Below are 26,251 nucleotides of genomic sequence, written 5' to 3'. Positions count from 1 at the left end.
ATGACTGACTCCATCATCCGCTCGACCGTCGCCGAACTGGTCAAGGCGTTCACCGACGCGCCGGAGGGCCGGGTCGACGCCGAGTTCGCGCGGCTCGTGGCCGCGCTGTGGACTCGGGACGGGGCGACCGAGGCGGCCGTCACCGGCGTGCCGGTCCTGCTCGACCAGCTCGAAGACCTCGACCCCGACCGCCAGGGCTACGCGCTGGTGCTGCTCGGCGTGCTCGCCGAGGCCGAGTGGCCCGCCGAGGGACCGGTGTTCGCCGCCGTGCGCACCGGCCTCGACATCTACCTCGACCTGGTGCCCACCACCAGCAAGGGCCAGCCGCTGTCGCTGGCGCTGCTGTACCTGCTGTCGCACTTCCCGGCCGACCGCGCCGCCATCCTCGCGGGCATCGAGCCGTGGGACCTCGACGCAGACGACCACAGCCGCATCGTGCGCGCGCTGGCCGACCTCGACCCGGCCAACCCCGACCTCGGCCGGGTGTGGCCCGCGCCGTCGACGTGGGCGCTGGGCGACGAGGAGAAGGACTTCTCCCAGGGCTGGATCAAGGCGCTGAGCCCCGAGCAGATCAAGACCAACTGGGACAACGACACCCGCACGGTCCTGGGCTACACCGGCGCCCGCGCCTACTACTCGGTGGTCAACCGGGTGCCCGCCTCGCGCTACAACCCGTCGTTCCCCGAGGACGCCGTGGTGCTGCCGACCCCGTCGGACGACATCGTCTCGGTGTTCGGCAAGTACGCCGACATCCTGCGCTGCCCGACCAGCCACAACCCGCTCGTGGTGACCGAGGACGGCGTGCGCTCCACCGACGGCACCAAGTTCGCCGTGGCCAACGGCATCCTCGACCTGAGCGCCGGGGTGCGCGAGGGCCAGGAGGCCGACGACGCCACCAACGACCTGCTGCAGAAGCTCGCCGAGATGCCGACCATGGGCCTGTACTACGAGGCCGTGCTGCGCCCGCACTACCTGCGCATCGCCGGCGGCAACTGGGGCGACCAGGTCAGCCCGGCCGACGAGGACGCCTACCTCGCCCGCCACAGCCACCCGACCGAGGGGCCGGTGCTGGACCTGGCCGCGGGCGCGGGCCGCTGGACCAAGATCGTCGAGGGTGCCGTCGGCGGCGACCGGCTCATCGCGCTGGACATGGCGCTGCCCATGCTCAACGTGCTGCGTGGCGCGCTGCCCGCCGTGCCCGCGGTCAAGGCGTCCGCGCTGAACCTGCCCTTCGCCGACGGCGTGCTGGGCGGCCTCAACTGCTGGAACGCGCTGCAGGCATTCCCCGACGACGCCGAGCAGGCCATCGCCGAGATGGGCCGCGTCCTCAAGCCGGGCGGCACGCTGACGATGATGACCTTCATCTGGTCCGACGACCAGGTCGCGCGGCACTTCCAGGAATGGCAGTTCTTCCCGAGCCGCCCCGAGGGCCACCTGCTCTTCGAGCTCGACGAGCTGCACCAGTGGTTCGAGCGCGCCGGACTGCGCATCACCGAGGAGCAGACGGGCGAGGGAACGTTCGTCTTCCTCACCGCCGAGCGCGTGTGAGAAACGCATACCCGATCGGTGCCGCACGCACTGGTTGCGTGCACCCGAATCGCTACAGAATGTAACTGCCAGAGGTGACACCGGCGTCGGCGAGTGCATCGGTCGAGGCACGAGGGGTCGAGTGTCGATTCCACAGTGGCTCGTTCGTCGTAGGTGTGTAGGACGACGAGAGGAATGAGACAGTGACTGCCAACACCGCGCCTGCCAAGGCGGGACGCCGCGAGTGGTTGGGGCTGGCGGTGCTAGCCCTGCCCACGTTCGTCATGGCCATCGACCTGTTCGTGCTGATGCTCGCTCTGCCGAATCTGTCCTCGGATCTCGGCGCGACCGGTATCGAACAGCTCTGGGCCATGGACATCTACGGGTTCCTGCTCGCCGGGTTCCTGGTGACGATGGGCACCGTGGGTGACCGCATCGGGCGCCGCAAGCTGCTGATGATCGGCTGCGCGAGCTTCGCGGTCGCCTCGCTGCTGTGTGCCTACGCGTGGTCGCCGGAAGTGCTGATCGGCGCCCGTGCGCTGCTGGGTATCGCCGGTGCCACGCTCGGCCCGTCGACGCTCTCGCTCATCGGAACCCTGTTCCAGGACCCGAAGCAGCAGGGCACCGCGTTCGGCATCTGGGGCAGCGTGTTCACCCTGGGCGCCGTGTTCGGCCCCGTGCTCGGTGGCGCCATGCTCACCCAGTGGTGGTGGGGCTCGGTGTTCCTGCTCGGCGTGCCGTTCATGGTGGCCACGCTGATCCTGGGCCCGAAGTTCCTGCCCGAGTTCAAGAACGGCCAGCCCGGCAAGCCGGACCTCGCCAGCGTCGCGCTGTCGCTGGTGGCCCTGCTCTCGGTCATCTACGGCATCAAGACCTTGGCCCGCGACGGCTGGGACCTCGGTGCCGCGATCATCGCCGTGGTCGGCATCATCGCCGGTGTGGTGTTCCTGCGCAGGCAGAAGACCATCAGTGACCCGCTGCTGGACCTGAGCCTGTTCAAGAACAAGACGATCGGCACGTCGCTGTCCGGCCAGCTGTCCTACAGCATGATCGGCGGCGGGCTCATGCTGCTGATGATGCTGTACTTCCAGCTGGTGCAGGGCATGTCGACGCTGGAGGCGGGCCTGGCGATGGTGCCGGGCATGCTCGGCGGCACGGTCGGCTTCGCCGTGGCGCCCAAGCTGGCCAACCGGTTCAAGCCCGCGACGGTGATCGCGATCGGCCTGCTCGGCGCCGCGGCCACGCTGGCGGTGCTCACCCAGGTCAGCGCGACCGGCGGCACCACGTTCCTGATCGTCGGGTTCGCCGTGATCGCCTTCTGCGGCGCCCCGATGGCCGGACTGGGCACGACGCTGGTCGTCACGTCCGCGCCGCCGGAGAAGATGGGGTCGGCGGGTTCGCTGGCGCAGATGGCCAACGAGTTCGGCGGCACCCTCGGCCTCGCGGTGCTCGGCACCCTCGGCTCGGCCATCTACGGCGCGCAGATCGCGGGCAACCTGCCCGCTGGCCTGTCGGCGGAGACCGCGGCCGTCGCCGAGGACAGCCTCGCCGGTGCCACGGTCGCCGCGGCGAACCTCTCGCCAGAGCTGGCCTCGGCGCTGCTGGTGCCCGCCCGTGAGGCGTTCACCAGCGGTGTGCAGGTCGTCGCCGCCGTCGGCGCCGTGCTGCTCGCCGTCATGGCCGCCGTGGTCGCCACCCGGCTGAAGCACGTCCAGCCGTTCGGCGCCGCGCAGCCGCCCGCCGAGCCCGCCGCGGAGACCGACGCCGACGCGCCGGTCGTGGCGGAGGAAGCGGCCTGATCGCTCGCGCAACCGAACCAGGTCGATCCCGATTCCGGGGTCGGCCTGGTTCGTGGTTTTGTTCTGTCGATTTCCGTAGTCCTCGTTCGTCGTAGTTATGTAGCCACCAAGAAAGGGGAGCCAGTCATGGCTCAGTACGCGATCCTGCTCTACTCGCCCGCCCCCGCCGACCCGATGGACATCACGCCGGAGGAGATCGACGCGCAGGTGGCGTTCGGCAAGGAGTTGGAGTCCCGCGGCGTCGAGATCGTGAACCCGCAGGCACTTCAGCCCAGCACCACCGCGACCGCGATCCGCGGCGGCGCCATCACCGACGGCCCGTTCGTCGAGTCGAAGGAGGTGCTGGCGGGCTTCTTCCAGATCGAGGCCCCCGACCTCGACGCCGCCCTGGAGATCGCCAAGCTCGTCCCGACCTCCCCGGGCGGCGGTGTCGAGGTGCGGCCCATCTTCGAGCCGCCCGCGGAGTAACGTCGCCCGGCATGACCCAGATCGAACGGGCCGTAGCCGACGCGCACCGTCGCGAGTGGGCCTTCGTGCTCGCCGCGACGGCGCGCGTCGCCCGCGACATGGACCTCGCCGAGGAGTGCGTCCAGGAGGCGTACGCGACAGCTCTGCGGGTCTGGGCGCGCGACGGCATCCCCAAGAACCCCGGCGCCTGGCTGACCACCGTGGCCAAACGCACCGCGTTGGACGCCTTGCGCAGGCAGAACACGTTCCGCTCGAAGCTACCGCTGCTCGTGGAACCGGACGAGGCCGACATGGACTTTGACTCCACCGGCGACGTCATCCGTGACGACCGCCTCCGCCTGATCTTCACCTGCTGCCACCCCGCCCTCTCCGGCGAGGCACAGATCGCCCTCACGCTGCGGTTGGTCTGTGGTGTGAGCACGGGCGACATCGCGCAGGCGTTCCTGGTCACCGAGGCGACCATGGCCGCGCGCATCACCCGGGCGAAGAAGAAGATCTCCGCCGCGCGCATCGCCTACCGGGTCCCGGCCGCGGAGGAACTCCCGGACCGGCTCGACGCGGTGCTGACGGTGATCCATCTGTTGTTCACCACGGGTTACACGGCCCCGTCGGGGGAGCAGCTGGTGCGGGCGGACCTGGTCCAGCGCGCCTTGGACCTGACCCGGATGCTGCGTGAACTGATGCCGGACGAGCGTGAAGTCTGGGGCCTCTTGGCTTTGCTGCTGGTCACCGACGCCCGCAAGGCGACCCGGACTGACGCAGACGGCAAGATTCTGCTGCTGGAGGACCAGGACCGTTCGCAGTGGGACCGTTCCGCGATCGCGGAGGGCCACCGGCTGGTCGTCGACGCGCTGCGTGGGGGCAGTCCGGGCCGGTTCGCTCTGCAGGCGGCCATCGCGGCGCTGCACGCGACGGCGCCGACGTACGCGGACACGGACTGGCCGCAGATCATTGTGCTGTATGACGCTTTGTTCCAGGTTTGGCCTTCGCCGGTGGTGTCGCTCAACCGGGCTATCGCGGTGACGATGGTGGATGGGCCCGCTGCGGGTCTGGCGGAGATCGAAGCCTTGGAAGCTGATGGCCGCCTGTCCGGCTACCGCTACCTGCCTGCCACGAAGGCGGATCTGTTGCGTCGCCTGGAACGTTGGTCCGAAGCCGAAACCGCGTACCGAGCCGCCCGCCAACTCGCGGAGAACGACGCGGAACGCGAGTTCCTGGACGCGCGGCTGGCTGAGGTGTCGACCGCGGCTAGCTAGAGAGGTAGTCCTGAAGGCGGGCGTGGCGGAACTGGTAGTCGGTGCCGACCACCCGCAACACCCCGCGGCGGTGGGCGTCCTCGAGGAAGCGGGCGGACCGCCACGGCAGTCCACAGTAGAGCGCCAGCGCTGCCCGCTTGAGCTGCCAAGCCCCCCAAGCTCCGCCGATGCCGCCCACTCCGATACCCAGCAGCAGACCGAACGCGGCGCCGAAACCGACCGCGGACGGACTCCACCGCCCGCTCGCACCCAGAACCACCGCACCGAACAACCCCATACCCACCACGGCGGCGATAAATACCGCGCGGTCCTCGCGTAGTGCGGACACCGGGTCCGGCGCGACACCCCACACGCGTTCTCCTGTGCCAAAGCGCAGGACAAGCATGCCCATGAGTAACAACGCCATCACGGCGCCAAGAGCGGTCCCCGACGAGACCCAGTTCCGATACCCCGGCGGAACGAGCGTATTGGTCACGAGCAGATCGATCAGATAGCCGGAAGTGAAGGCCACCGGGCTCGTCACGAGTCCGCGAAGGAACCCCCGGATCAGCCCGGTCCGGCTCACACCGATCCGGTACACCGCCGTGAACGGCCGTATGGGCCCGCGTCGCGGCGGGGCATGCCCCAGGGTGGCGTGCCAGAGCGCGCCGTACACAAGCAGCAACAAGAAGCTGGTCAACCCCAGCAGAGACGCGCCGGGCGGCGAGCCCCTGAGGAAGAAGGGCCAGACTGTCAAGGTCAAGATGGCGCCGAGGGCAACCCGGCCTGAGGTGGAGGAGATCAAATTCTTTAGGGCCGTGACCGTCGGAGTGGCCATGGTGAAGGCCCACAGCCGGAGGTTCCGCGTTCGCGCCTGGGTCAGTTGGCTTGCGATGAACCCGAGCCATCGGCCGGCGTCGTCGGCCGTATAGCTGGGCCCGGATGTGTCGGACTCGGCCACCCGTGGTCGGTAGACCGTCGGCAGGTACACGGCCAGGAGATGTTCCTCGATCTCGTCCACCGTGGTGAAGCCGATCAGGGCCGCCGGATCTGTGGCAGGCGGGGAGTACGCGGTGTGGGCCAGGTACACCATCAGCGGCGTCGACAGAGCCGTGGCGAGAACGCCGGTCGGGTCAGCGCGGAGTCGGTCGAGAACCGGTGCCCAGCGGTGGGGGCCGTCGACCTGGGCGGCGGTCAGGTACTTCGCGATCTCCGGGCCCGTGATCGGCATCAGTTCCACCACCGCCGCCCTCGCCAGTGGCGTGCCGGTGGCGGCGATCACCTGCTCGTACTCATCACCCCGGCAAGTCAGGATCAGAGGGCGGTCGCGGGCGATCGCAGCGGTCAGCGCGGCCACCGCGACGGGGCGGGCGGGCTCGGCCAGTTCGTCCAGGCCGTCCAACACCGGGATTACCCGGCCGCGGTCGACAAGCCGCACAGCGGTGTCAGCCACGCTCGGGTAGTCGGCGGCCAGTCTGCGGGCCAGCCAGGTGTCCAGGTGGTCGCGTTCGGGGTCCCAACCGCTGAGGTTGAGCAGGACCGGTACCGGTTCGCCGGGAGTGCGTTCGGCGAGCAGTTGGCGGATCAGCAGGACCGCGAGGGAAGTCTTGCCCGCCCCCGGCGCGCCGAGCACCACCAGCTGTTGGGCGGGCAACTGTTGCCATGCCGCCGCGGCTGTGGTGACGTCGCCGTCGAGTCGTAGGCGGACGGCTCGGCCTGCGCCTGGGTCGAGGACCTCGTCGGCGGCGGCGCCCACCGGCCGTCCGGTGGACGACCACCGCACCCGCAACGGCTCCGGGTGGGCCAGGCCGCGCGCCCGCGCCTCTCGGGCCCACTGCCGCGTGACGGTCGACGCGAGGTCCTCGCACGCCCGCTCCAACCGGACGGTCGGGTCCTCCGGCGGCGGTCGCATCGCCATGCGCAGCGCGGCGGCGGCCACGCCCAGCGAGGTCAGGCCGATGAGGAGGCCGCCGATGCTGGCGACCTTGTCGCCGAGGTCGAGCCAGTCGCTGCCCTTGGTCGCGAGGAACAGCAGGACACCGGCCAGCGCGCACACGAACGCCAGGCCGCTCACCCACCACCAGATCACCCGGGTCACGATGTGATCATCGGATCCAGGGGCGCGGACGTGTCAGGCGCCCTCGGCTGTGAAGCGGTAGGCGCCGGTCTTGGCGGACTCCGACCACAGCACGATCACGTGCGCGCCGTCCTCCAGTCGGGACGTCGGTACCTCCCAGCACAGTTCGTACGGCGTGAACACCCGAGGCGTCGGCGAGTCCGGCACGACGCCGAACGTGACGTCCTCGCACGGGGTTCCCGTGACCATCAGCCGTTCCGCGCCCGCTGGGTCGATCTTGACCAGCTCCACTCGACCCGGCACGTCCAGTGTCCCGCTGACCTCGCCACCCACCTTCGCCGTCAGGTTCCGCGGTTTCAGCGTCACGAGGCGGAAGCCGTAGTCACCCGAACCAGTGACCTCCAGCTGGTACTCGCCGCCCGGGAGGACGCCGTACTGGTGGTCGCCGGGGAGTAGGGGGCTCGCGGCGCCTGGGCCGGTCAGCTTGATCTCCACCGAACCGGTGACGTCCAGCAGGGAGAACCAGGTCGCACCGGCCAGGTCCAAGCGGAAGACGTCCTTCTCGCCGGGGGCGCCGATGCGGCCTGCGCCTGTCCACGGGCGGTCCGCGGTAACCGTGTCGCCGTCGCGCAGGGCGCCGGATTGGTCGGTCGTGTCGAGGCCGGACTGTTCCGCGGCCGCGGAAGCGAGGAACGGGGCCAGGCCGGTCATGCCGACGTCCAGCGCGCATTCGGCGAGCAGGCGCGGGTCGCGGACGCCGCCCGCCGCGCAGACCGCCTCGGCCTGTGGGCGGTTGGGCAGGTCGGCGGCGGTGGCCGCCTTGGCCGGGAACGCTCGGTCGGTGAACGTCGTGGTCGACTCGCCGGGGGCGTAGTCGAAGAGTGACTCCGCCTGGGTGATCCGCCAGCTGTCGCCGAACTCCTTGTAGAGCTTGTCGAACGGCGGATCGGTCAGCACCACACCTTGCCGGGTGGTCAAGTCGTTGGCTTGGCTACCGTCGGTGTCGCCGAACAGGCCGCTGGGGCGCCGGGCCGCGGCGAGCGACACTGTCACGTTCAACGCGTTGCCGCCCAACGGTTCCACCCACACGCGGGAACCGTCCGGCCACGACACCTCGAAGTCCTCCGCGCTCGGCCGGACGACCCCGCCACGCGGCAGCCGCGTCTCCTTGTCCAGGACGAATGGCTTGCCGTCGAGCCGGACGGTCAACGCGCCACCTGTGGCGTAGAAGGCGAGGCGGTCGCCCGCGACGGACATGGCCGCGGCTGTGTCGACGCTGACGTTCGGGACGCCGTTGCCGCCCTGGCGCGTTTGCACGCGCAGGTCGCCCGCGATCACCGCGTCGAACTCGCCGACTGCCTGGAAGTCGTAGTGGTGGCCGTCGAAGGTGACGAGGTGCGGGTCGTTTCGGGACTTGGCGCACACCTTGACGCACTCATTGGCCTTGGACACGGTCTTCGGCTTCGCAGGCGGCTGCGGGTTCTTGCACGCCTGCTCCGCCTCCTTCATCGACACAGTTCTGCTGCGGTTGTAAGCGGTGTAGGACTTGCGGGCGGGGAGCTTGGTCGGCGCGCCCGCGCGGTAGGCGTTCTCGGCCTTCACCGCGAGGTACTCGGTGTAGGCCATGCCGCTCTCGTCGCCGCACACCTTCATGCTGTCGATGTCCGGCTGTCCACCCTGCGACATCGCCACCGCGTGGTGCAACTCGTGGTAGAGCGCGGCGCAGGGATCGCGGGCCACGTCGTCGCCGTAGTAGACGTCCCGGTTCGTCGGGTTCCACGTGATCTTGACGTCGTCGGCCACGCCCGGCGGCTTCTCCTGGAGCGAGTGCTTCTTCTCCGCACCGCTGGTGCCCGTGGTCTTGCTGATGGTGATCATGTGCGGGTTGGCGTACAGGCCGGGCATGATCCCCATCGGGTCGTGGCCGCTGTTGAACGTGTTCAGGCAGCCGTTGACGGCGTCACGGAACGCGGTCTGGCCGACAACGTCGATGATTTCAATCGAAGCCTGGGCGGACCGTCCGGGGGAGACGGTGAGCGACCCGGTCACCGCCAACAGGATCAGCGCCGCCGCGGCCTTCCGCCGTCCGCGCACCAGCAGGAACACCACGATGGCAAGCACAATCACACCCGCGCCAACCGCCCACATCCACGGCTCGATACCCTTGCCCGCTGGGGCGCCGATGGTGAAGCGGACGGTCGCCGTGGCCCCCGCGCACCCGTCCGCGACCGGCGTCGGCAGCGCGTAGGTGGCGGTGACCTCATAGGACCCGGGTTCGGCCAACGTCCACGACGACACCACGTCCTGGCCACGCACCGGTCCGCGCGACACGCTGCGCAGCGTCTCCGTCGACTCGTCGACCAGCTCGACCGACGCGCCCGGCGCGAGCTCGGTCAGCGGGGAATCGCCCGGGACGCCGTCGAACAGCGGGGCGCTCAGGTTCCGCGCCAGCGGCGTGCCGTCCCTGGTCACCGCGCCGATCGTGACCACGGCCTCGGCCTCGGACGCCGCCTTGCACGCCGTCGCGCCCGAGTTGGTCAGCGTCCACCGCAGTGTGATCGGCTCGCCCGGCTGATACGTCGAACTGCCCGCCGAACCGGCGAAACCGGCGGTCGCGGAGTCCGCGACCGCCGGCTGGGCGGTCCACCACATCATGGCCAGCAGGGCCGAAACCACTACGCCGTACCGCATGCGATCCCCCGATCCGCCGCCGTCCGCTCACCGCGGACTCAGCATTACAGGAGCGCGCGGACCGTGCGCAGATAGCAATCGATCGGGTGATCTGGGTTACGCGCGCACGCCGCGCAGGCCGTTGATGCGCCTGCCCGAGGTTCGGTTCACCCACCAGGCCATCAGCACCAGGTTCAGCACCCAGCCGACCCAGCGGGCGGCCTCGACGACGATGTTGAAGTCGGTGTTCGGGCCGCCGACCCAGCCGAAGGCGAACGGCACGCCGATCATGAAGCCCCAGATGATCTGGCCCCACATGATCGCGAAGCTGTAGAGCATGAGCAGGCGGTGCGCGGCGTACCGGCGCTGGCGCAGCTTCACCCAGCCGAGGATCGCCGCACCAGCCGACAAGGTGGCCGACATCGCGACGCCGACCTTGCCGACCGGGTAGGCCACGGGGAGCATCAGGATCGCGAAGGTCGCCGACGGGATGGCGCCGAGGAAGACGTACGCGCGGCCGGTCCAGCGGTGCACCGCGGGCTTCCTGATCCGCAGCCACGGCCACACCTGCAGCAGTCCCGCGATCAGCCACACGGCGCCGAACAGCACGTGACCGACGAGCAGCCAGTAGTGCGACGGCGTCTGCAGCGGGATGCGGGACTTCAGCGGGTCCAGCGCCGCGTACGGCGGTAACTGGTAGACGAGGAACGCGATGACCATCAACGTCATCGGGATCATCCAGGGCGCGCGGGTCTCGGACTTGGGGTCGTCCGCGGTGTCCCGGGGTCGAGCCGGGGCGCCTGTCCTCTCCATTTCCTGTGTCACGGTGACTCTCCTCGGGTGCGACTGGGCGGTCCGGGCTGTCACCCGACTGGGCGACCGGGGACAATGATTCGCCCGGTCAGCGCCACCGACATCTTCCCGAGTGCGGTCTTTTCGCCGTCCACACAGCACGAAGCCGCGGTTCCTGACCGTCCTTCGTGGACAGTCAGGAAGCCGCGGCTCCGGCTAACCCGCTCAGCTCTTCGCGACGTGCTCGGCGAGCGCGTCGAAGAAGCCGCCCCAGCCTTCCTTCGCCTTGGCCAGCGTCTCCTCGTCGAGGTTGCTGTCCTGGTGCACGACCAGCTCGGTCTTGTCACCCTTCTCGGTGAAGGTCACCGTCATGGACTCCGGCGGCGCGTCCGGGTGGTTGTCGTCCTCCAGGGTGAACACGAGCTTGGTGGGCTCGTCGACGACGCTGTAGGTGCCCTTGAACGGGTACTCCGAGCCGTCCGCGTCGGCGACGATGGTCGCCTTCCACGAGCCGCCGACCTCGGCGTTGAGCTCGACCTTCTCCACCGGGGCGCTGAAGCCCGCGCCGCCCCACCACTGCGCGAACCGCGCGGGGGAGGTCCAGGCGTCGAACGCGTCCTTCGGGGTTGTGTCGAGCAAGCGGGTGATCGTGAGTGCGCCGGTGCCGTTCTCGGCCATCGGACGTTTCCTTTCGTTGTGCATGTGGACGCTCCGCTGAGCGACACGTCTTACGACCCCAGCCTCTCGTCCATTTGCCGCAACGGCACCTTCCATATTGCTCTGTTCGGCGCCGCCATCCCCGCGCACGAAGGGAGACGCCCGCCGCCACCCGGATGTGTGACTCTCCAAGGGCGGCCATCCATCCGAGGCAAAGGATCTGCGCGCGATGACTCTCACCACGACTGTTGCCGAAAACGGATTCGCGGGACCGCCCGAGCCCGACCTCACTCCAGCCGAGGTCATCGCGCGCGCCCACACGATCGCGGCCACGCTGGTCGAGCGCCAAGCCGAGACCGAGGAGCGGACCTTCTACGCCGAGGACACCCACGAGGCGTTCCGGGCGGCGGGTTTCTACCGGATCCTCGTGCCGAAGCGGTACGGCGGCTACGAGTTCGGCATCGACACGTTCATGAAGGTCACCCAGATCCTGACCCGCGCGTGCCCGTCGACCGGCTGGATGTTCTGCCTCGGCGCCGCGCACGCGCACATGGTCGGCACGCTGTTCAACGAGCGCGTGCAGGACGAGGTTTTCGCCGGGGGCGACTTCATCGCTCCCGCCACCGTCATGCCCGGCGGGGAGGCCGAGCGCGTCGACGGCGGCTGGATCCTCAGCGGCAAGTGGAGCTACTGCTCGGGTGTGCCCTACGCCTCGCACTTCGTCGGGCACACGATCGTCCCCTACGGCGACGACTTCGGCCCGATGCTGTTCATCATCGACCGCGACCAGTGGACCCGCCTCGACGACTGGGGCGGCCAGCTCGGCCTGAAGGGCAGCGGCTCGCACAGCATCGTGCTCGACCGCGTCTTCGTGCCCGACTACCGCACCATCGACACCCACGTGAGCCAGGTCAGCGTCGCCGACGGCACGCCGGGCAGCGAGATCCACAGCAATCCCGAGTACGGCGGCGGACCGCTGAGCTTCATGGTGCTGGAGGACGCCGTCCTTGCCGTCGGCATGGCCCAGGGCGCGCTCGACGCGTACGGCGAGCTGATGTCGTCGCGCACCACCATGTTCCCGCCGATCGTGGGCCGCGCGGAGGACGCCGACTACCAGTTCTGGTACGGCGAGGCCACCGGCATGATCGCCACCGCCGAGGCCGCCTTTCACCACGCCATCGAGCAGTGGCGCGACCTGTGCGAGCAGGGTCCGCAGGCGTTCACCGTCGAGCAGGAGCTGCGCATCGCGGTCATCTGCCGCGAGGTCGTCCGGCTGTGCTGGGACGCGGTGCAGAAGTACCTGTTCCCGACGGCGGGCTCCAGCGCGGTCCGCAACGGCCAGCGCATCGAGCGCGTCTGGCGCGACCTGTCGATGCAGCACAGCCACGCGGGCATCAGCGTCTTCCTGACCACCATCGCGAAGCGCGAGCTGACCAAGCTGAAGTTCGGAATCACCGACGAACACTGACCGCTGACTCCGCCATCTGGGTGGTCCATCCGGGTTAATCGGGCGACGATGATCGCTTTGGGTGCTCGAACCTGCGCCCGGTGATACGTTGCCCGCCAGGACCGCTCACGGGCGGGTGATCATCGGGAGTTGATGTGCCAGGCGATCGGCGGCACCGCGGTGGATCGAACTGATCTGGCGGAGCAGTGGGCGGGGGCACTCAAACCGGCAACGGGCGCACGGGTCGGCGTCGAGCGTGAGCTGATCGGACCCATCGGGCGACTCGTCGAGGTGACGCGCGGCGAGCCGTTCGACTCACACGCCGCGGCCGAGGTCGGCGCGCTGCTCGTCGACGCGGCCCTGGTCGCGCCGGAAACCCTGCCGGAGACGACCGCCGTCCTGACCGGCCTGCGCGACCTCGTCGGCGACCCGGACGGCCGCCGCGTCCCGGCGGTGATCGAGGCGTTCGCCGCGGGTGTCCGGCTGGCCGCGGCCGAGCGCGACCTCGCCGACAGCCGCGCCCGGTCGGCCCTGCTCTTCGGCTCGGCGACGGTCGGCATCCTCATCTCCACGTTCGACGGCGTCGTCACCGAGGTCAACACCGCCGCCCTGCGGATTCTGGGCTACGAGCGCGACGGTGTGACCGGCCGCAGGCTGGCCGAGCTGCTCTACCCGCTCGACCGCGCCGACGTCCTCGCCCGCTACGCCGAACTGCTCGGCGAGGACGAGGAGGCGGGCAGGCTGCGCGAACGCGCCCGGCTCATGCGCGCCGACGGCGACCAGGCGTGGGTGCACCTGGCCGTGTCCGTGCTCCGCGACGGCGCGGGCAGGCCGACCGCCTACGTGACGATGGCGCAGGACGTGTCCCACCTGCACCTGCTCGAACAGCGGCTGAGCTACCAGGGCACGCACGACCCGCTCACCGGCCTGCTCAACCGGCACGCGTTCATCGGCGGCCTGGAGGAGGCACTCGGCGGCACCGTGCCCGCCTCGGTGCTGCACCTCAACCTCGACGCGTTCTCGGTGATCAACCACGGCCTCGGCTGGTCCGTCGGCGACGCGCTGCTGCGTTCCGTCGCCACGAAGCTGACCGCGGTCGCGGGCGACCGCGCGTCGGTCGCCCGCTTCGGCGCCGACGAGTTCGCCGTGCTGGTCGGCGCGGGCGCCGATGTCGCCGGGCTGGCCCAGCGGATCAACACCGAACTCGCCGAACCGACCTATGTGGACGGTCACGGGGTCGCGGCGTCGGCGACGGTCGCGGTGGCCCGCGACGTCACGCCCGGCACCGACCCGGTGGAACTGCTGTGTGCCACGGCCATCGTGCTGCGCGCGCTGAAGGCCGACGGCCGCGGCCAGTGGGGGCTGGTCGACCCGGCCGACGACGCCGCCCGCCGTGCCCAGCTCCGGCTGGCGGCCTCGGTGCCGGGTGCGTGGGAGAGCGGCCAGATCGAGGTGTGCCACCGCCCGATCGTGCGGTTGGCGGACCGAAGAACCGTCGCTGTCCAGGCATCCTTGCGCTGGCAGCACCCCGAGTTGGGCGGGCTCGACCATCGGGCCTGCCTTCGCGCTATCGCCGAGACCGGCTTCGGTCTCCGCATCGGCCGCTGGCTGCTCACCGAGTCCGCCATCCAGGTCGCCGCCGTCGACGACATCCGGCTGTACGTGGAACTGACCAGGGAAGAGGCCGTCGATCCCGACCTGGTCGCCACCGTCCGCGGCGCCTTGGCCGAGGCCGACCTCGCGCCCGACCGGCTCGACCTCGGCTTCCCCGTCCGCTCGCTGCACGCCGCGGGCAGGCCCGCCGAGGACAACCTGGACGTTCTCTCCGGCCTTGGTGTCGGCATCGTCCTTTACGGCTACGGTGCCGCGAGCCGCGATCTGACCTATTTGGACACAATGCCGCTGCGCGCGGTCCGGCTGCTCGGTTCGGTGGCGACCTGGGTGTCGGACAACGCGGGCAGCAGCCTGCCGGGGGTGCTGGCCGCGCGCGGGTTGGTCCCGCTGGTCCGCGCGGCGGGCCACTCGATGATCGTCGGCGGCCTGCGGACAGAAGAAGAAACGTCGTGGTGGGCCGAGGTCGGCGTCGACCTCGGCGAGGGCCCGATCTTCGGTGACCCGGGGTCGCTGGCGGAGGTCACCTGACAGCGGCCTCCCTCATGGCAGCAGGTAGCCCAACGCGAGCACCGCCCGTCGGCGTTGACCGTCTGGTAGTGGTCGAGGTGCGGGTGCAGGTCGCGCCAGCCCTCGGGACAGGCTGTCTCCGGGTGTCGGGCAGCGTCGTCCAGTTGTCCCCGGAGCTGTCCGGCCTGGTCTGGGGGACGCTACGCCCGCGGTGGGTGAGGTCTATGGGCCTTGGACCCGAACTGCGTCGCCTAGTCCGGAAGCAGCGGCACCGAGATGCCCGGGTCGCGGCCCAGCAGCACCGCCCTGGTCACCGACGCCGAGCCGAACCGGTCACGCAGCGAGTCGATCGCCTCGTCGAGGTCCAGTGGGGCGCCCGAGTCGAACGGCAGGGCCAGTTGCACCGCGTCATCACGGGAGAGGTTGGCCAGGGTCAGGCCGATGAGCGTGCAGCCCTGATCGAAGATCATCGGCAGGGCCGCACGCAGGAGCTTTCGCGCGGCGGACAGCAGCTGATCGGTCTCCGCGGTGGCCTGGGCGAGGGTGTGGGAGCGAGTGGCGCGGGTGTAGTCGGCGAATCGCAAGCGCAGAGTGACCGTTCTGCACACGCGGTGGGCGGCGCGGAGACGGCGGCCCAGGCGGTCGGCGATGGCGACGAGGGTGGCGTCGAGGTCGTCGGCCGTGCGCGGACGTCTGCCCAGGGCGCGTTGGGAGCCGATGGACCGGCGGCGCTGGCCGACCCGCACTCGGCGCGGGTCGCGGTTGTGGGCCAGGGCGTGCAGGTGGCGCCCGGAAGCGCGACCCAACATGGACATCAGGGCCGATTCGGACAGGTCGGCCACCTCGCCGACCGTCGTGATGCCCAGTTCGTGCAGCTTCCGCGCCGTCACCTTGCCGACGCCCCACAGCCGCTCGACCGGCAGCGGGTGCAGGAAGTCGAGCTCGCCGTCGGGTTCGACCACCAGCAGCCCGTCCGGCTTGGCCACCCCGCTGGCGACCTTGGCCAGGAACTTCGTCCGCGCCACGCCGACCGTGATCGGCAGGCCGACGCGGCGCAGGACCTCGCTGCGCAGCCGGGCGGCGATCTCCGGCGGGGTGCCCGCGATGCGCCACAGGCCGCCGACGTCGAGGAACGCCTCATCGATGGAGATGCCCTCGACCAGCGGCGTCGTGTCACGGAAGACCTCGAACACGGCCTTGCTGGCCTCGGAGTACGCCGACATCCGCGGCGGCACCACGATCGCGCGCGGGCACAGCCGCCGCGCCTCGCCGCCACCCATGGCCGTGCGGATGCCGAACGCCTTGGCCTCGTAGCTGGCCGCCAGGACCACGCCGCCGCCGACGATCACCGGCCTGCCGCGCAGCCACGGCTTGTCGCGCTGCTCGACGGAGGCGTAGAACGCGTCCAGGTCGGCGTGCAGGATGGTCGCCCGGTTCGACACGAACATATGTTCGCATGGACGACCGTCAGGCGCGTCAGCGTTTGGTCTCGTACCTGGTCAGGAGCAGACCCTCGGGAAACGTCCGGGTCTCCACCAGCTTCAGGTTCACCCAGTTGTCCAGGGCGGTGAAGAACGGCGTGCCGCCGCCCACCAGGACCGGCGCGGTGACCAGCACGTACTCGTCGATCAGCCCGGCCCGCATCGCCGCCGCGGCGAGGGTGGCGCCGCCGATGTCCATCGGACCGCCGTCCTCGGCCTTGAGCCGGGCGATCTCGGCGACCGCGTCGGTGGCGACCAGGCGGGCGTTCCAGTCGACCGTGCTGATCGTGGAGGAGAACACCACCTTCGGCATGTCCCGCCAGCGGTGCGCGTACTCGATCTGCGCCGGGGTGGCGCCGGGCTGCTGGTCGGCCGTCGGCCAGTGGGAACTCATCCCCTCCCACAGTCTGCGCCCGTACAGCGCCAGGTCGGTCGCCCCCACCCGGTCGGACCACCACTGGAACAGCTCGTCGCTCGGCACGCTCCAGCCGAGGTCGTCACCGGGCGCGGCGGTGTAGCCGTCCAGGGACACGTTCATGGCAAAGGTCAGTTTCCGCATGGCACCAGCCTCCCGCACAAACCAAAAATCTCGAATAGATCACAGTTTCAGAGGTCGACTTGCCGATAGGGTCGCAGCGTGCAGATCAAGGATTCGACGCTGAGCGACCGGCCGACGCCGAAGTTCCCGCCGCGGCCCATCGACGACGCGCGCACCCCGTCGCTGATCCTCAGCGCCCTACCAGCCGAACTCCCCGCCGCCCTGCGGCCGGACCCGCCCGCCCCCGAGCCGCCGCCGCGGCCGCGCTTCGCGGTCAAAGCCGCAGGTCTGGCCGCCGTGCTCGCGCTGCTGGGCTTCGGCGTCTGGGCGCTGCTCGGCGACGGCGAGCAGGCGCCACCCGCGCAGCCGCAGGCCGTCGAGTCGCAGTTCACCCGCGCCGCCCAGCCGCCCGCCGCCGTGTTCGACAGCGACTGCGCCAACCACGCCTACGGCGCGACGAAGCGCTTCCTCGCGGGCACCACCTGCCAGCAGCTCACCCGCGCGCTGTTCACCTCCCAGACCGAGGACGGCCGCACCGTCCACAGCTCCGTCGCCGTGGTGCGCATGCAGTCCGCCGCGGACGCGCGCCAGCTGTTCGACCTGGTCCGCCAAGAGAACACCGGCAGCGTCATGGACCTGGTGCGCGAGCGCGCGCTGGTCGTCCCCGGGCTCGACCGGCTCAGCCGCGGCGGCTTCGCGGCCGGGATCAACGGCGCCGACGTCGTGATCGTCGAGTCCGACACCGCCCGCCCCGGCCCCGACCAGCAGGCGCACCGCGCGGAGATGAAGCGGATCAGCACCGACGCCCTGCGCCTCGGCCACGACCTGAAGTGACGGTTCCCGCCCGGGCGGCTTCCCCGCTCTGGTAAACAAAGCGCAGCCCGAGCACTGTAGGAGGAGCCGTGCCGCTGTCGGCGGTCGTGGACTGCGCGATCTACGTCGACGGCAAGCGCCTGCCCGGCCGCCACGAGCCCGCCGCCGCGATCACCCAGGTGCGCGAGACCGGCGAGGGATTCGTCTGGATCGGACTGTTCGAGCCGAGCAACCGCCAGCTCGGCGCCATGGCCGAGGCCTACGGGCTGCACGAGCTGGCCATCGAGGACGCCGTCATGGCCCAGCAGCGCCCGAAGGTCGAACGCTACGGCGACACCCTGTTCACCGTGCTCAAGACGGTCCGCCACGTCACCCACGAGTCCCCGACGACGACCAACGAGATCGTCGAGACCGGCGAGATCATGGTGTTCCTCGGCCCCGACTTCATCCTCACCGTCCGCCACCGCGACCACTCCGGCCTCGGCGACCTGCGCGAGGAACTGGAGGCCGCGCCCGAGCGTCTCGCGGCCGGTCCGGCGGCGGTCCTGCACGCGATCGCCGACCACATCGTCGACGACTACCTCGCCGCGACCGAGGCGTTCGAGCGCGACATCGACGAGGTCGAGACCCTGGTCTTCGCCCCGCGCAGCCCCATCGGCGCCGAGCAGATGTACCTGATGAAGCGCGAGATCGTCGAACTGCGCCGCGCCGTTGCCCCGCTGACCCAGCCGCTGCGGGTGCTGGCGCGCACCGACACCGCGCTGGTGCCCACCGAGATCCGCTCCTACTTCCGCGACGTCGACGACCACCTGATGACGGTGATCGAGCGCATCGCGGGCTTCGACGAGATCCTGACGACGCTGCTCAACGCCACGCTGGCCAAGATCACCCTGCAGCAGAACAACGACATGCGGATGATCACCGCGTGGGCGGCGATCCTGGCCATCCCGACGATGATCGCGGGCGTGTACGGAATGAACTTCGAGTACATGCCCGAGCTGAAGTGGAAGTTCGGCTACCCGATGGTCGCCATCCTCGTGTTCGGCGCGTGCCTGATCCTGTACCGGACGTTCAAGCGCAACGGCTGGCTTTAGCTTTTCGGCATTCTCAAAGAACTTCCTGCTCAGGGCGCGTTGCTACGGTTCGAACAGCGTCCGTGTGCCCCTCGAAGGAGGCTGTGGGAAGCATGAGCATCTCCGAATCCGACCTCGCCGACCGTGTCCCGCTCTCGTTCAACCAGGAATTCCTCTGCAACTTCGACACCGGCGGCGACGACGGCCCCTTCGGCGCGGCGTACAACATCGTCAGCGGCTGGCGGCTGACCGGTCCCGTCGATGAGGCCACCGTGCGCCTGGCGCTGTTCGACCTGGTGGAGCGGCATGAGACGCTGCGTACGCTGATCGTGAACAACGGCGACGAGCGCTACCAGCAGATCGTCCCCGCGAGCATGCCCGAACTGTCCATTTTGGACCTCTCGGACGTGGTGGACCGCGACCTGAAGGTCGAGCAGCTGCTCAACGACGGCGAGGCGGGCAAGCACACCGCCCGCGACCTTCCCCTGATCCGCGCCGTCCTCGGCCGGTTCGACGCCTCGGACTCCGTGCTCGTGTTCACCGCCCACCACAGTGCGGTCGACGAGTGGTCGCTGCAGCTGATCATGCGCGACTTCGCGGGCTTCTACCAGGCGCGGATCACCGGCACCGAGGCCGACCTGCCGCCGGTCGCGCAGTATCGGGAGTTCACCGCCAAGGAGCTGGCGGCCGCCGACTCGCCCGCCGTCCAGAAGGCCCAGGACTACTGGCGCGACAAACTGGCCGGGACGCGCCTGCACGCGACCCCGACGGACCACCTGCGGTCGGCCGGGCTGCCGAAGAACACGTCGTGGCACCGGTTCCTGATCGACTCCTCGCTGACGGCCCCGGTGCACGTGGTGGCCCGCGAGACCCGCTGCTCGCCGTTCATGGCGCTGCTCGCGGCGTACAAAGTGTTGCTGCACAAGCAGTCCGGGTCGTCGGACATCGTGGTGCCGACGTTCACCTCCGGCCGCAACGACGCCCGCTTCCACGCCACCGTCGGCTCCTTCTTCAACTACGTCCCGCTGCGCACGGACTTCACCGGCGCGACGACGTTCCGCGAGGTGCTGGTCCGGGTGCGCGCCACGTGCCTGGAGGCCTACAAACACGACATCCCGTTCGGCCAGATCATGGCGCAGGCCCCGGAGCTGATGGCGTCGGTCATGACCGATGACCACACCGTCATCGCCTTCCAGGTCGTCGGCTCCCCGTTCATCGCCGACGACACGGCAGGCGAGTTGAAGTACACCGGCGTCCGGCGGCGGGTGCTGTCGCAGGCCGAGGGCGGCGACGTCCCGGACGGCGCCCTTTTCCAACTCGGCGTCGACCCGTCCGGCGACCTGGTGGGCACCCTCGGCTTCAACAGCAACCTGTTTGACGAGTCCACGATGACCGGGATGGTCGACCAGCTCCGCGACATCCTCGCCACCTACGTCGCGAACCCGGACGCACCGCTGGCCTGACGGCGCGAACCGCCCAAACTGGGCACACACGCGCGAGAGCCCGGGCAGACCAGCGTCTGCCCGGGCTCTCGTCGGTCAACTTACTGCGAGGGGAACACGCGGATCGTCATGTTCTTGTCGTTCTGCGACAGCACCTTGATGCTGACACCCACCGCCGGAAGCTTGACACTGGACGTAGCCAGCGTCGCGTTCCAGTACGACTTGCGGTCGTCGAACAGCGGCTGAGCCGGCCTGCCGCGGACGTAGCTCGGCTTGCCCTGCGCGTACAGGGTGAACGAGTCCGACTTCTGCAGCGAGAAGGTCGCGTCGTAGCCCTGGATGCGCGGACGCCAGGCGGCACCCTGCAGGTTGTATAGCGGGTCCGGGTTCGCGTCGACGTAGAGGATCTTGCCCTCGCCCGGGTGGGCGCTGGTGTTGTTGTCGATCTGCGAGGTGTCCCAGTAGCCCACGAGCAGGCCGTCCTGGTACGGGAACCGGGTCGCCCAGTTCGGCTTCGACGGGTCGCCGTAGTCGTACGGGCCGACCTTGAGGTACTTGTCGTACGAGGCGTAGTTGCGGAAGCTCGCGATGTAGAAGTTGTCGTACGAGCTGCTCTCGGTGCCGGTCGTGGTCTTGAAACCGGCGGCGGTCCAGCCGTTGTCACCGTTCTCCGCGCCGTCGGTGACGATCGCGGTGCCGTCGGCGATGACGCTGATCTCGTCGGCCAGGAAGCCCTTGAGGATCACGCCGCCGTCGGTCTGGTAGCGCAGGCGCAGCTTGATGTTCTTGCCCGCCAGGGAGTTCAGCGGAACCGAGACGTCGACGTAGCGGCCGCCGGAGGTGTTGGTGATGGCGGGCTCGTTCACCGCGCTGCGGGTGAACGGCTTGCCGTCGACGGTGCCGTCGAGCGGGGTGAACGCCCCGCCGTCGACCGAGGCCTCGACGAAGAGGAAGTCGCAGTCGCAGTCCTCGATGTCGTAGTCGGCCTTGAGCTTGAGCTCGGCGGTGGTCTTGCCGGTCAGGTCGACCGTGCGGGTCAGGGTGTTCGACAGGTTGTCGCCCTGGCCGCTCCACCACAGCTTGGTGCCCGCGGCGGGGGCGCCGATGGTCGTGGTCTTCACCTTGTCCGGCAGCACGACGACCGCGGCCTGCGGGTCGACGCTGTTGAACGCCGCCGGGCCGAGCTTGAGCTTCTGGTCCTGGCCCGCGACCACGGTCTCGTAGTCCAGCCAGCCCAGCTGCAGCTTGTCCCACGCGGACATGTCGTTGGCGCGCAGGCCGACCGCCTCGTCGGCGGCGGAGACGCGGCTCTGGCCCATGATGGACCACCAGTTGACGCCGTTCTCCTTGGCGCCGCCGGGGCCGACGGTGTCGTAGTGGTCCGGCAGGCCGAGGTCGTGGCCGTACTCGTGGGCGAACACGCCCAGGCCGCCGTTCTCGGGCTGCATCGTGTAGTCGCCGACCCACAGGCCGGTGTCGCCGATCTGGGCGCCACCCTGCTTGTTGTTGTCCGGGCCGGACGAGGTGCTGTAGAAGGCGTACCAGCGGTGGGCCCAGATGGCGTCCTCACCCTGGTTCGGGTCCACATCGGACTGGTCGCCACCGGCGTGCACGATCTGGAAGTGGTCGATGTAGCCGTCGCGCTCGTTGAAGTCGCCGTCGTGGTCGAAGTCGTAGCGGTCCCACGTGTCGAACTCGGCGAGCTCGGTCTTGATCTGCTCGCTGGTCGCGCCCGCGGCCTTGCGGTCGGCGACCCACTGGTTCACCGCGTCGGAGACGAGGAACCAGCTGTTGCCGCAGATGCGGCCTGCACACGGGTAGCCGTTGGAGCGGCCGTAGCGGGCCTCGTTGTACTTGACCTTGACCCAGTCGGTGACCTTGCCGTCGACCGAGTAGCGGCCGGAGGACTGCTTCTCGTAGTAGTTCTTGACCGACTCCACGCCTGCTTCATGGGAGAAGTACAGGTCCTGGTAGTGGCTCTGCGAGTAGTCGGCCTGCCAGATGGTCTTGTTGTCGACCGCCCGGTTGGGCTCCGGGATCTCGTTGTGGGCCGGACCGTCGAACCGCGTCGGACCCGGGGTGTTGGGGTCGGTGTCGCGGTCGGGGAAGTCGGGGTGGCGCTCGTTGCCGAACTCGGCGAGCACGACGAAGATCTTGTCGGTCTTCTCCCGCGCCAGCTCGACGTACTGGTCGGCCGGGGCGCGCGTGCCGGTGGCCGCCATCGTCTTGGCGGCGGGCTGGTTGACCTTGACCACGGTGCTCGCACCGCGCTTCTCGGCCTTGGCCTCGCCGCTGAGCACCTTGGCGAGCCCGGTCTGGCGCATGTCGCGCCGCTTCTTCTCCAGCGGCGTGACCAACTCGTCCGGCGCGTTCTCAGCCGAGGTGGTGGGCGCCGTGGACGGCTGGGGAGCCGCGTTGGCGCCGGTCACCCCCGGCATGACACTGATTCCCGCGACCGCCGCCAGCGCGACGACCATTGTGCGACGCACTCGTCCTCCCGAAATTCGTTTCACCGTCGTTGCGGGAAGGTATGTGAGATGCGTCCATTCGTTTATTACAACTTGAATACATGGCGCGTTTCATGCCATACATCTTTGCCATAACTCGACTTGATGGACCAAATGGCGCAGTCCGAATGTCGGTACCGCTGACGCGAATGCGAGAAACGATCCCATCGCCCGCGCGGGGGAGATGGGATCGTTTCACGAAAGGTTCTCACATGGCCAGACAGCGGCCCGACTAGAAGGTGAGGCTCCAACTGTCGATGTTGCCGGTGTCGTACCTGGCCACGTCCTGCACCTTCAGGTTCCAGGTGCCGTTCATCGCCTCGCTCGACAGGTTCACCGTGTAGGTGGTGTCGACGTTGTCGGCCGAGTCGTTGGCGCTGGAGTTCTTCAGGCGGTAGGCCGTGCCGTCCGGCGCGACCAGGTCGACGACAACGTCACCGCGCCACGTGTGCTTGATGTGCACCTCGACCGGCGTGCCCGCCGGGGCGTTGCCCGCGCAGCCACTGACGGTGATCGAGCTGGTGACCGCGGCACCGGCGTCCGGGATGGCGACGTCGGCGTCGTTGGTCTTCTTGCCGCAGCCCGGCGGCGGGGGCGGCGGGGTGGTGCCGCCATACGGGTTGGCCGCCTTCTTCGCCGAGTACAGCAGCATCGGCTTCACCTTCGGCCACCACGTGCTCTGCTGGCAGCTGAACGCGGGCAGGAACCCGCCACAGGAGCCGCTGCTGTTGCCGATCTCCCAGACGAAGCTGGCCACGCCGAGCTCGTCGTACACCCAGTCGTCGGTCGAGCCGCCCGCGTTGTAGAGCACCTCGCCGGGCTGGCCGTAGCCCCAGCCGCCCGCGAGCTGGGCCATGTCCTTGGCCATGCCGCGCAGAGAGGCGTCGTTGCCGGTCTTCTGCGCCGACGTCGAGCCCCACGGGAACAGCACCAGGTTGGAGTAGCTGTGCATGCTCAGCACGATGCCCTTGGTGTCGGCCGGGGCCGGGACGCTCATGCCGCCGTCGCGGCGGTCCGGGTACAGCTCCTTCCACAGTGCCTGCAGCGCCTTGGTCTCGGCCTCGGAGTTCGCCGCGGTGCCCCGGTAGGTCTCGTCACACGGCGACGAGCTGCTGCCGGTGCCGTAGCCGGAGCTGGTGTTGCGGTTGAGGTCGACGCCGTTGTACCCGGTGCTGCAGCCCGAGCCGTGCGCGTTCTTGCGCTGCAGGACCGGCGAGTTGCCGCCCTGCTGCACGATGTCGACGCCGTCGGGGTTGGCGATCGGGACGACCCAGATCTCGGTGGTGTCCAGGATCGAGGTGATCTCGGTGTTGGTGCCGTAGTTGGTGACCAGCTCGTCGATCCAGCGGTAGGCGACGTCGCCGGTGGTGATCTCGCGGGCGTGCAGCTGGCCCATCACGAAGAACCGCGGCTTGGCCGAGTTCGGCGTGCGCGCGCAGTCGCCGGAGACCTTCTTGGTGATGCAGATGGCCCGCAGGTCGTAGCCGCCCGCGCCCTGGGTCTTGCGCCACGAGTCGCCGTAGTCGACCACCGTGGCCAGCGCCGGGTACTGCTGGGCCACCGCGTCGAGGTGCGCGTACTGGGCGTTCACCGTGCGGTAGCCGCCGTAGTAGGTGTCGGCCAGCTCGGCGGCGCCGAAGCTGTTGGCCTGCCAGCGCTTCGCCGGCGGAGTCCACTGTGGAGCCTGGGCGACCTGGTCGACGGTCGCGCTGAACCCGCCGCGCCGCAGCCGGTCGCCGACGCTCGCGTCACCGGCGACGAACAGGTCCTGGCCGTCGCGGGTCTCCAGGACGTCGAAGCCCTGGCCGAGCAGGTCTTGGGCGGCCTTGCCCAGTGGGGCGTGCACGCGGTAGATGTAGGCCGGTCCGGCGGCGGCGGCCGTCGGGGTCGGCGCGGCCTGGCCGGGCAGGGCGCCCAGCAGCAGTGCCCCGGCGGCGACCGCGGCGCCAGCCGCGGTCAGTACCGCTCGTCGTTGTCGTGCCACTTCGTTCCTCCAGGATGCAGGGTGAGGAGAACGTGCCCACGATTGGGGATGACGTGGGGGCGTGACAACAAAGTGGGAACTGGGTAATTTAACAAAACTCTGTTAATAGCCGCAAAACGGTCAGAGACGGGCTTCCCAAAGTCGTTGATCGGCGATCAGGTAGATCGCGCCGCCGAGTTGCGCGGTCGCGGTGACGGCACCGGTCGGGCCGCTGATTTCGGTGTCGCGCCATCCCGTCGACTCGCGCGTGATCAGTCGGATCTTGCCGTTGTCGGCGATCACCACCGCGGGTCGGCCATCGCGTTCGACGGGCGGCGCCAATTTGTCTTTGTCGCTCACCGGGACCGCGGGCTCGCCGCCCAGCCGGGTCCAGCGGTCGTCCCTGAGTTCCCAGACGGCCAGCTTGCCGTCGACCTGGCCGACCGCGGCGCACGTGGCCGCCCAACAGCGCACGGACATGGCCGTGCCCGTCGACCCGGCGTCGGGGAGCGGGGTCTTGGTCCAGCCGGTCGCGCCCGACGTGGACCGCCAGACAACGGGCATGATCCTTTCGCCGAGCTGCCAGCCCACGATGAGGACACCCTGGCCGAATCCCGTGGCCGCGGTGGCGAACCCGAGCGCGTCCGCGGCGCTCTCCAGCGGGGTGCCCGCCGAGCTCTGCCGGTTCCAGGAGTCGCCGTCGGCGGTCCACACCGCGACGTCGAGCCCGGTCCGCTTGCTCTCCCACGAGCCGACCAGCACCGGACCCTGTGGCGTGATGACCGCGTCGATCAGGTCGCCCGCGCCCCAGCCGCCGAACGTGCTGAACGCCTGCGGCTTCTCGGTGACGCCGGCCGCCGATCCGGACCACGCGCTCCAGCGGACGTTCCCGTGCGCCCCGCCGCGTTCCCCGCCGATGGCGACATAGGCGCCGTTGTCGACCGCGATCGACTGCCAGGTCGCGAGCAGGCCGTACGGGCTGGCGCCCTGGAGCGGGATGTCGGTCAGCTTCCCATCAGCCCGCCGCGTGAGGGCCGGCACGAGCGGTTGCCCGTCCCGCCGCATGCCGATGAGCAGCGCCGACCCGTCGACGGCCAGGGCAACCGGGGTGGCGGGGAGATCAACCGGGGTGACCGGCTGCGCCGCCGGGGCGGGCGTGGAGCAGCCCGCGACGAGCAGGGCAACGGCCAGAACACGAAGTCGCATGGTCACTCGCAGGGGTGTCGAGCGGATCTCCCCGCCGAGGCTAGCCCTGATTGATCACGCTTCGCCGACGTATGACCAATTGCCGTCTTCCCGGACGAACCGGCTGTTCTCGTGCACGACGCCCGGCTTGCCGTTCGCCTCGTAGTGGGCGCGGAACTCGACGGTGCCCTCGGTGTGGAACGGGCCGCCCGCGGTGCGTCCGACGATCTCCAAGTGCGTCCACTCGTCGGCCGGGTCGATGGCGACGCGCTTGGGCCGGGTCGACTTGTGCCAGGTGGCCAGCAGATAGGCGGCGTCGCCGACGGCGAACGCGCTGAACCGCGACCGCATGAGTTGTTCGGCGGTCGCGGCTCGGGCGTGGCCGTCGTGCAGGCGGCCGCAGCATTCAGCGAGCGGGACTCCAAGCCCGCAGGGACAGGTCATCCGCTGAGGATG

The 26,251-nt window shown here is 69.7% G+C and carries 19 protein-coding genes; 9 read left to right on the top strand and 10 right to left on the bottom strand.

The genetic code is table 11. The features are described from left to right. The 4 genes from ACSHT8_RS17200 to ACSHT8_RS17185 all read left to right on the top strand — a co-directional run bounded on the left by ACSHT8_RS17200 (position 1) and on the right by ACSHT8_RS17185 (position 5,050). On the top strand, positions 1 to 1,548 hold the full coding sequence (locus ACSHT8_RS17200) for a class I SAM-dependent methyltransferase (RefSeq protein WP_436491826.1): 1,548 nt from the start codon (positions 1 to 3) through the stop codon (positions 1,546 to 1,548). 182 nt (positions 1,549 to 1,730) lie between these two features. Continuing rightward, positions 1,731 to 3,326 carry an MFS transporter gene (locus tag ACSHT8_RS17195; protein WP_436491825.1) on the top strand — a complete coding sequence of 532 codons (1,596 nt, stop codon included), beginning with the start codon at positions 1,731 to 1,733 and terminating at the stop codon, positions 3,324 to 3,326. Positions 3,327 to 3,452: 126 nt separating this feature from the next. Further along, complete coding sequence (locus ACSHT8_RS17190; RefSeq protein ID WP_436491824.1) at positions 3,453 to 3,794, top strand: YciI family protein; 342 nt, start codon at positions 3,453 to 3,455, stop codon at positions 3,792 to 3,794. A gap of 11 nt (positions 3,795 to 3,805) precedes the next feature. Then, positions 3,806 to 5,050 (top strand): RNA polymerase sigma factor, encoded by a 1,245-nt coding sequence (locus ACSHT8_RS17185; protein ID WP_436491823.1) that lies wholly within the window; start codon positions 3,806 to 3,808, stop codon positions 5,048 to 5,050. Here ACSHT8_RS17185 and ACSHT8_RS17180 read toward each other — a convergent pair. From ACSHT8_RS17180 to ACSHT8_RS17165, 4 genes are all read right to left on the bottom strand, one after another. Next, positions 5,043 to 7,127, bottom strand: a complete 2,085-nt coding sequence (locus ACSHT8_RS17180) for an NACHT domain-containing protein (protein ID WP_436491822.1) — start codon at positions 7,125 to 7,127, stop codon at positions 5,043 to 5,045. The two genes, ACSHT8_RS17185 and ACSHT8_RS17180, sit on opposite strands and share 8 nt — an antisense overlap. Positions 7,128 to 7,160: 33 nt before the next feature. Then, positions 7,161 to 9,797 (bottom strand): M91 family zinc metallopeptidase, encoded by a 2,637-nt coding sequence (locus ACSHT8_RS17175; protein WP_436491821.1) that lies wholly within the window; start codon positions 9,795 to 9,797, stop codon positions 7,161 to 7,163. Between the two features lie 96 nt (positions 9,798 to 9,893). Beyond that, the gene (locus tag ACSHT8_RS17170; RefSeq protein WP_436491820.1) at positions 9,894 to 10,601 is read right to left on the bottom strand and encodes a DUF2306 domain-containing protein; all 708 of its coding nucleotides are present in this window, start codon (positions 10,599 to 10,601) and stop codon (positions 9,894 to 9,896) included. A 192-nt stretch (positions 10,602 to 10,793) separates the two neighbouring features. Continuing rightward, entirely contained in the window at positions 10,794 to 11,246 is a 453-nt protein-coding gene (locus ACSHT8_RS17165) for an SRPBCC family protein (protein ID WP_436491819.1), read from the bottom strand. Between the two features lie 208 nt (positions 11,247 to 11,454). Between ACSHT8_RS17165 and ACSHT8_RS17160 the strand changes: the two genes are divergently transcribed. Beyond that, the gene (locus ACSHT8_RS17160; RefSeq protein WP_436491818.1) at positions 11,455 to 12,693 is read left to right on the top strand and encodes an acyl-CoA dehydrogenase family protein; all 1,239 of its coding nucleotides are present in this window, start codon (positions 11,455 to 11,457) and stop codon (positions 12,691 to 12,693) included. Between the two features lie 132 nt (positions 12,694 to 12,825). Continuing rightward, on the top strand, positions 12,826 to 14,814 hold the full coding sequence (locus tag ACSHT8_RS17155; RefSeq protein ID WP_436491817.1) for an EAL domain-containing protein: 1,989 nt from the start codon (positions 12,826 to 12,828) through the stop codon (positions 14,812 to 14,814). 230 nt (positions 14,815 to 15,044) lie between these two features. Here ACSHT8_RS17155 and dinB read toward each other — a convergent pair whose 3' ends face one another. Both dinB and ACSHT8_RS17145 read right to left on the bottom strand, forming a co-directional pair. Next, the gene (dinB, locus tag ACSHT8_RS17150; RefSeq protein WP_436491816.1) at positions 15,045 to 16,241 is read right to left on the bottom strand and encodes a DNA polymerase IV; all 1,197 of its coding nucleotides are present in this window, start codon (positions 16,239 to 16,241) and stop codon (positions 15,045 to 15,047) included. 28 nt (positions 16,242 to 16,269) lie between these two features. Continuing rightward, the gene (locus ACSHT8_RS17145; RefSeq protein ID WP_436491815.1) at positions 16,270 to 16,833 is read right to left on the bottom strand and encodes a dihydrofolate reductase family protein; all 564 of its coding nucleotides are present in this window, start codon (positions 16,831 to 16,833) and stop codon (positions 16,270 to 16,272) included. Positions 16,834 to 16,911: 78 nt separating this feature from the next. On the opposite strand from ACSHT8_RS17145, the gene ACSHT8_RS17140 reads away from it, so the two are divergent. From ACSHT8_RS17140 to ACSHT8_RS17130, 3 genes are all read left to right on the top strand, one after another. Beyond that, complete coding sequence (locus tag ACSHT8_RS17140; RefSeq protein WP_436491814.1) at positions 16,912 to 17,646, top strand: hypothetical protein; 735 nt, start codon at positions 16,912 to 16,914, stop codon at positions 17,644 to 17,646. Between the two features lie 68 nt (positions 17,647 to 17,714). After that, positions 17,715 to 18,719, top strand: coding sequence for a magnesium and cobalt transport protein CorA (locus ACSHT8_RS17135; protein ID WP_436491813.1), 1,005 nt, complete (start codon positions 17,715 to 17,717; stop codon positions 18,717 to 18,719). 92 nt (positions 18,720 to 18,811) lie between these two features. Further along, positions 18,812 to 20,161, top strand: coding sequence for a condensation domain-containing protein (locus ACSHT8_RS17130; protein WP_436491812.1), 1,350 nt, complete (start codon positions 18,812 to 18,814; stop codon positions 20,159 to 20,161). A gap of 80 nt (positions 20,162 to 20,241) precedes the next feature. On the opposite strand, the gene ACSHT8_RS17125 is transcribed toward ACSHT8_RS17130, so the two are convergent. From ACSHT8_RS17125 to ACSHT8_RS17110, 4 genes are all read right to left on the bottom strand, one after another. Next, a complete protein-coding gene (locus tag ACSHT8_RS17125; RefSeq protein WP_436491811.1) occupies positions 20,242 to 22,629 on the bottom strand; it encodes an immune inhibitor A domain-containing protein in 2,388 nt (795 codons plus the stop codon). Positions 22,630 to 22,879: 250 nt separating this feature from the next. Further along, a complete protein-coding gene (locus tag ACSHT8_RS17120) occupies positions 22,880 to 24,631 on the bottom strand; it encodes a M14 family zinc carboxypeptidase (RefSeq protein WP_436491810.1) in 1,752 nt (583 codons plus the stop codon). Positions 24,632 to 24,751: 120 nt separating this feature from the next. Then, a complete protein-coding gene (locus ACSHT8_RS17115) occupies positions 24,752 to 25,816 on the bottom strand; it encodes a hypothetical protein (protein WP_436491809.1) in 1,065 nt (354 codons plus the stop codon). A gap of 54 nt (positions 25,817 to 25,870) precedes the next feature. Next, positions 25,871 to 26,239, bottom strand: coding sequence for a YchJ family protein (locus tag ACSHT8_RS17110; protein WP_436491808.1), 369 nt, complete (start codon positions 26,237 to 26,239; stop codon positions 25,871 to 25,873). Between the last annotated feature and the right edge of the window lie 12 nt (positions 26,240 to 26,251).

Origin of the sequence: Actinokineospora sp. HUAS TT18, assembly GCF_051364635.1 — a bacterium.
GTDB lineage: Bacteria > Actinomycetota > Actinomycetes > Mycobacteriales > Pseudonocardiaceae > Actinokineospora.
The sequence above is the reverse complement of the archived record's forward strand: the minus strand, read 5'-3'. Positions and strand labels throughout refer to the sequence as shown.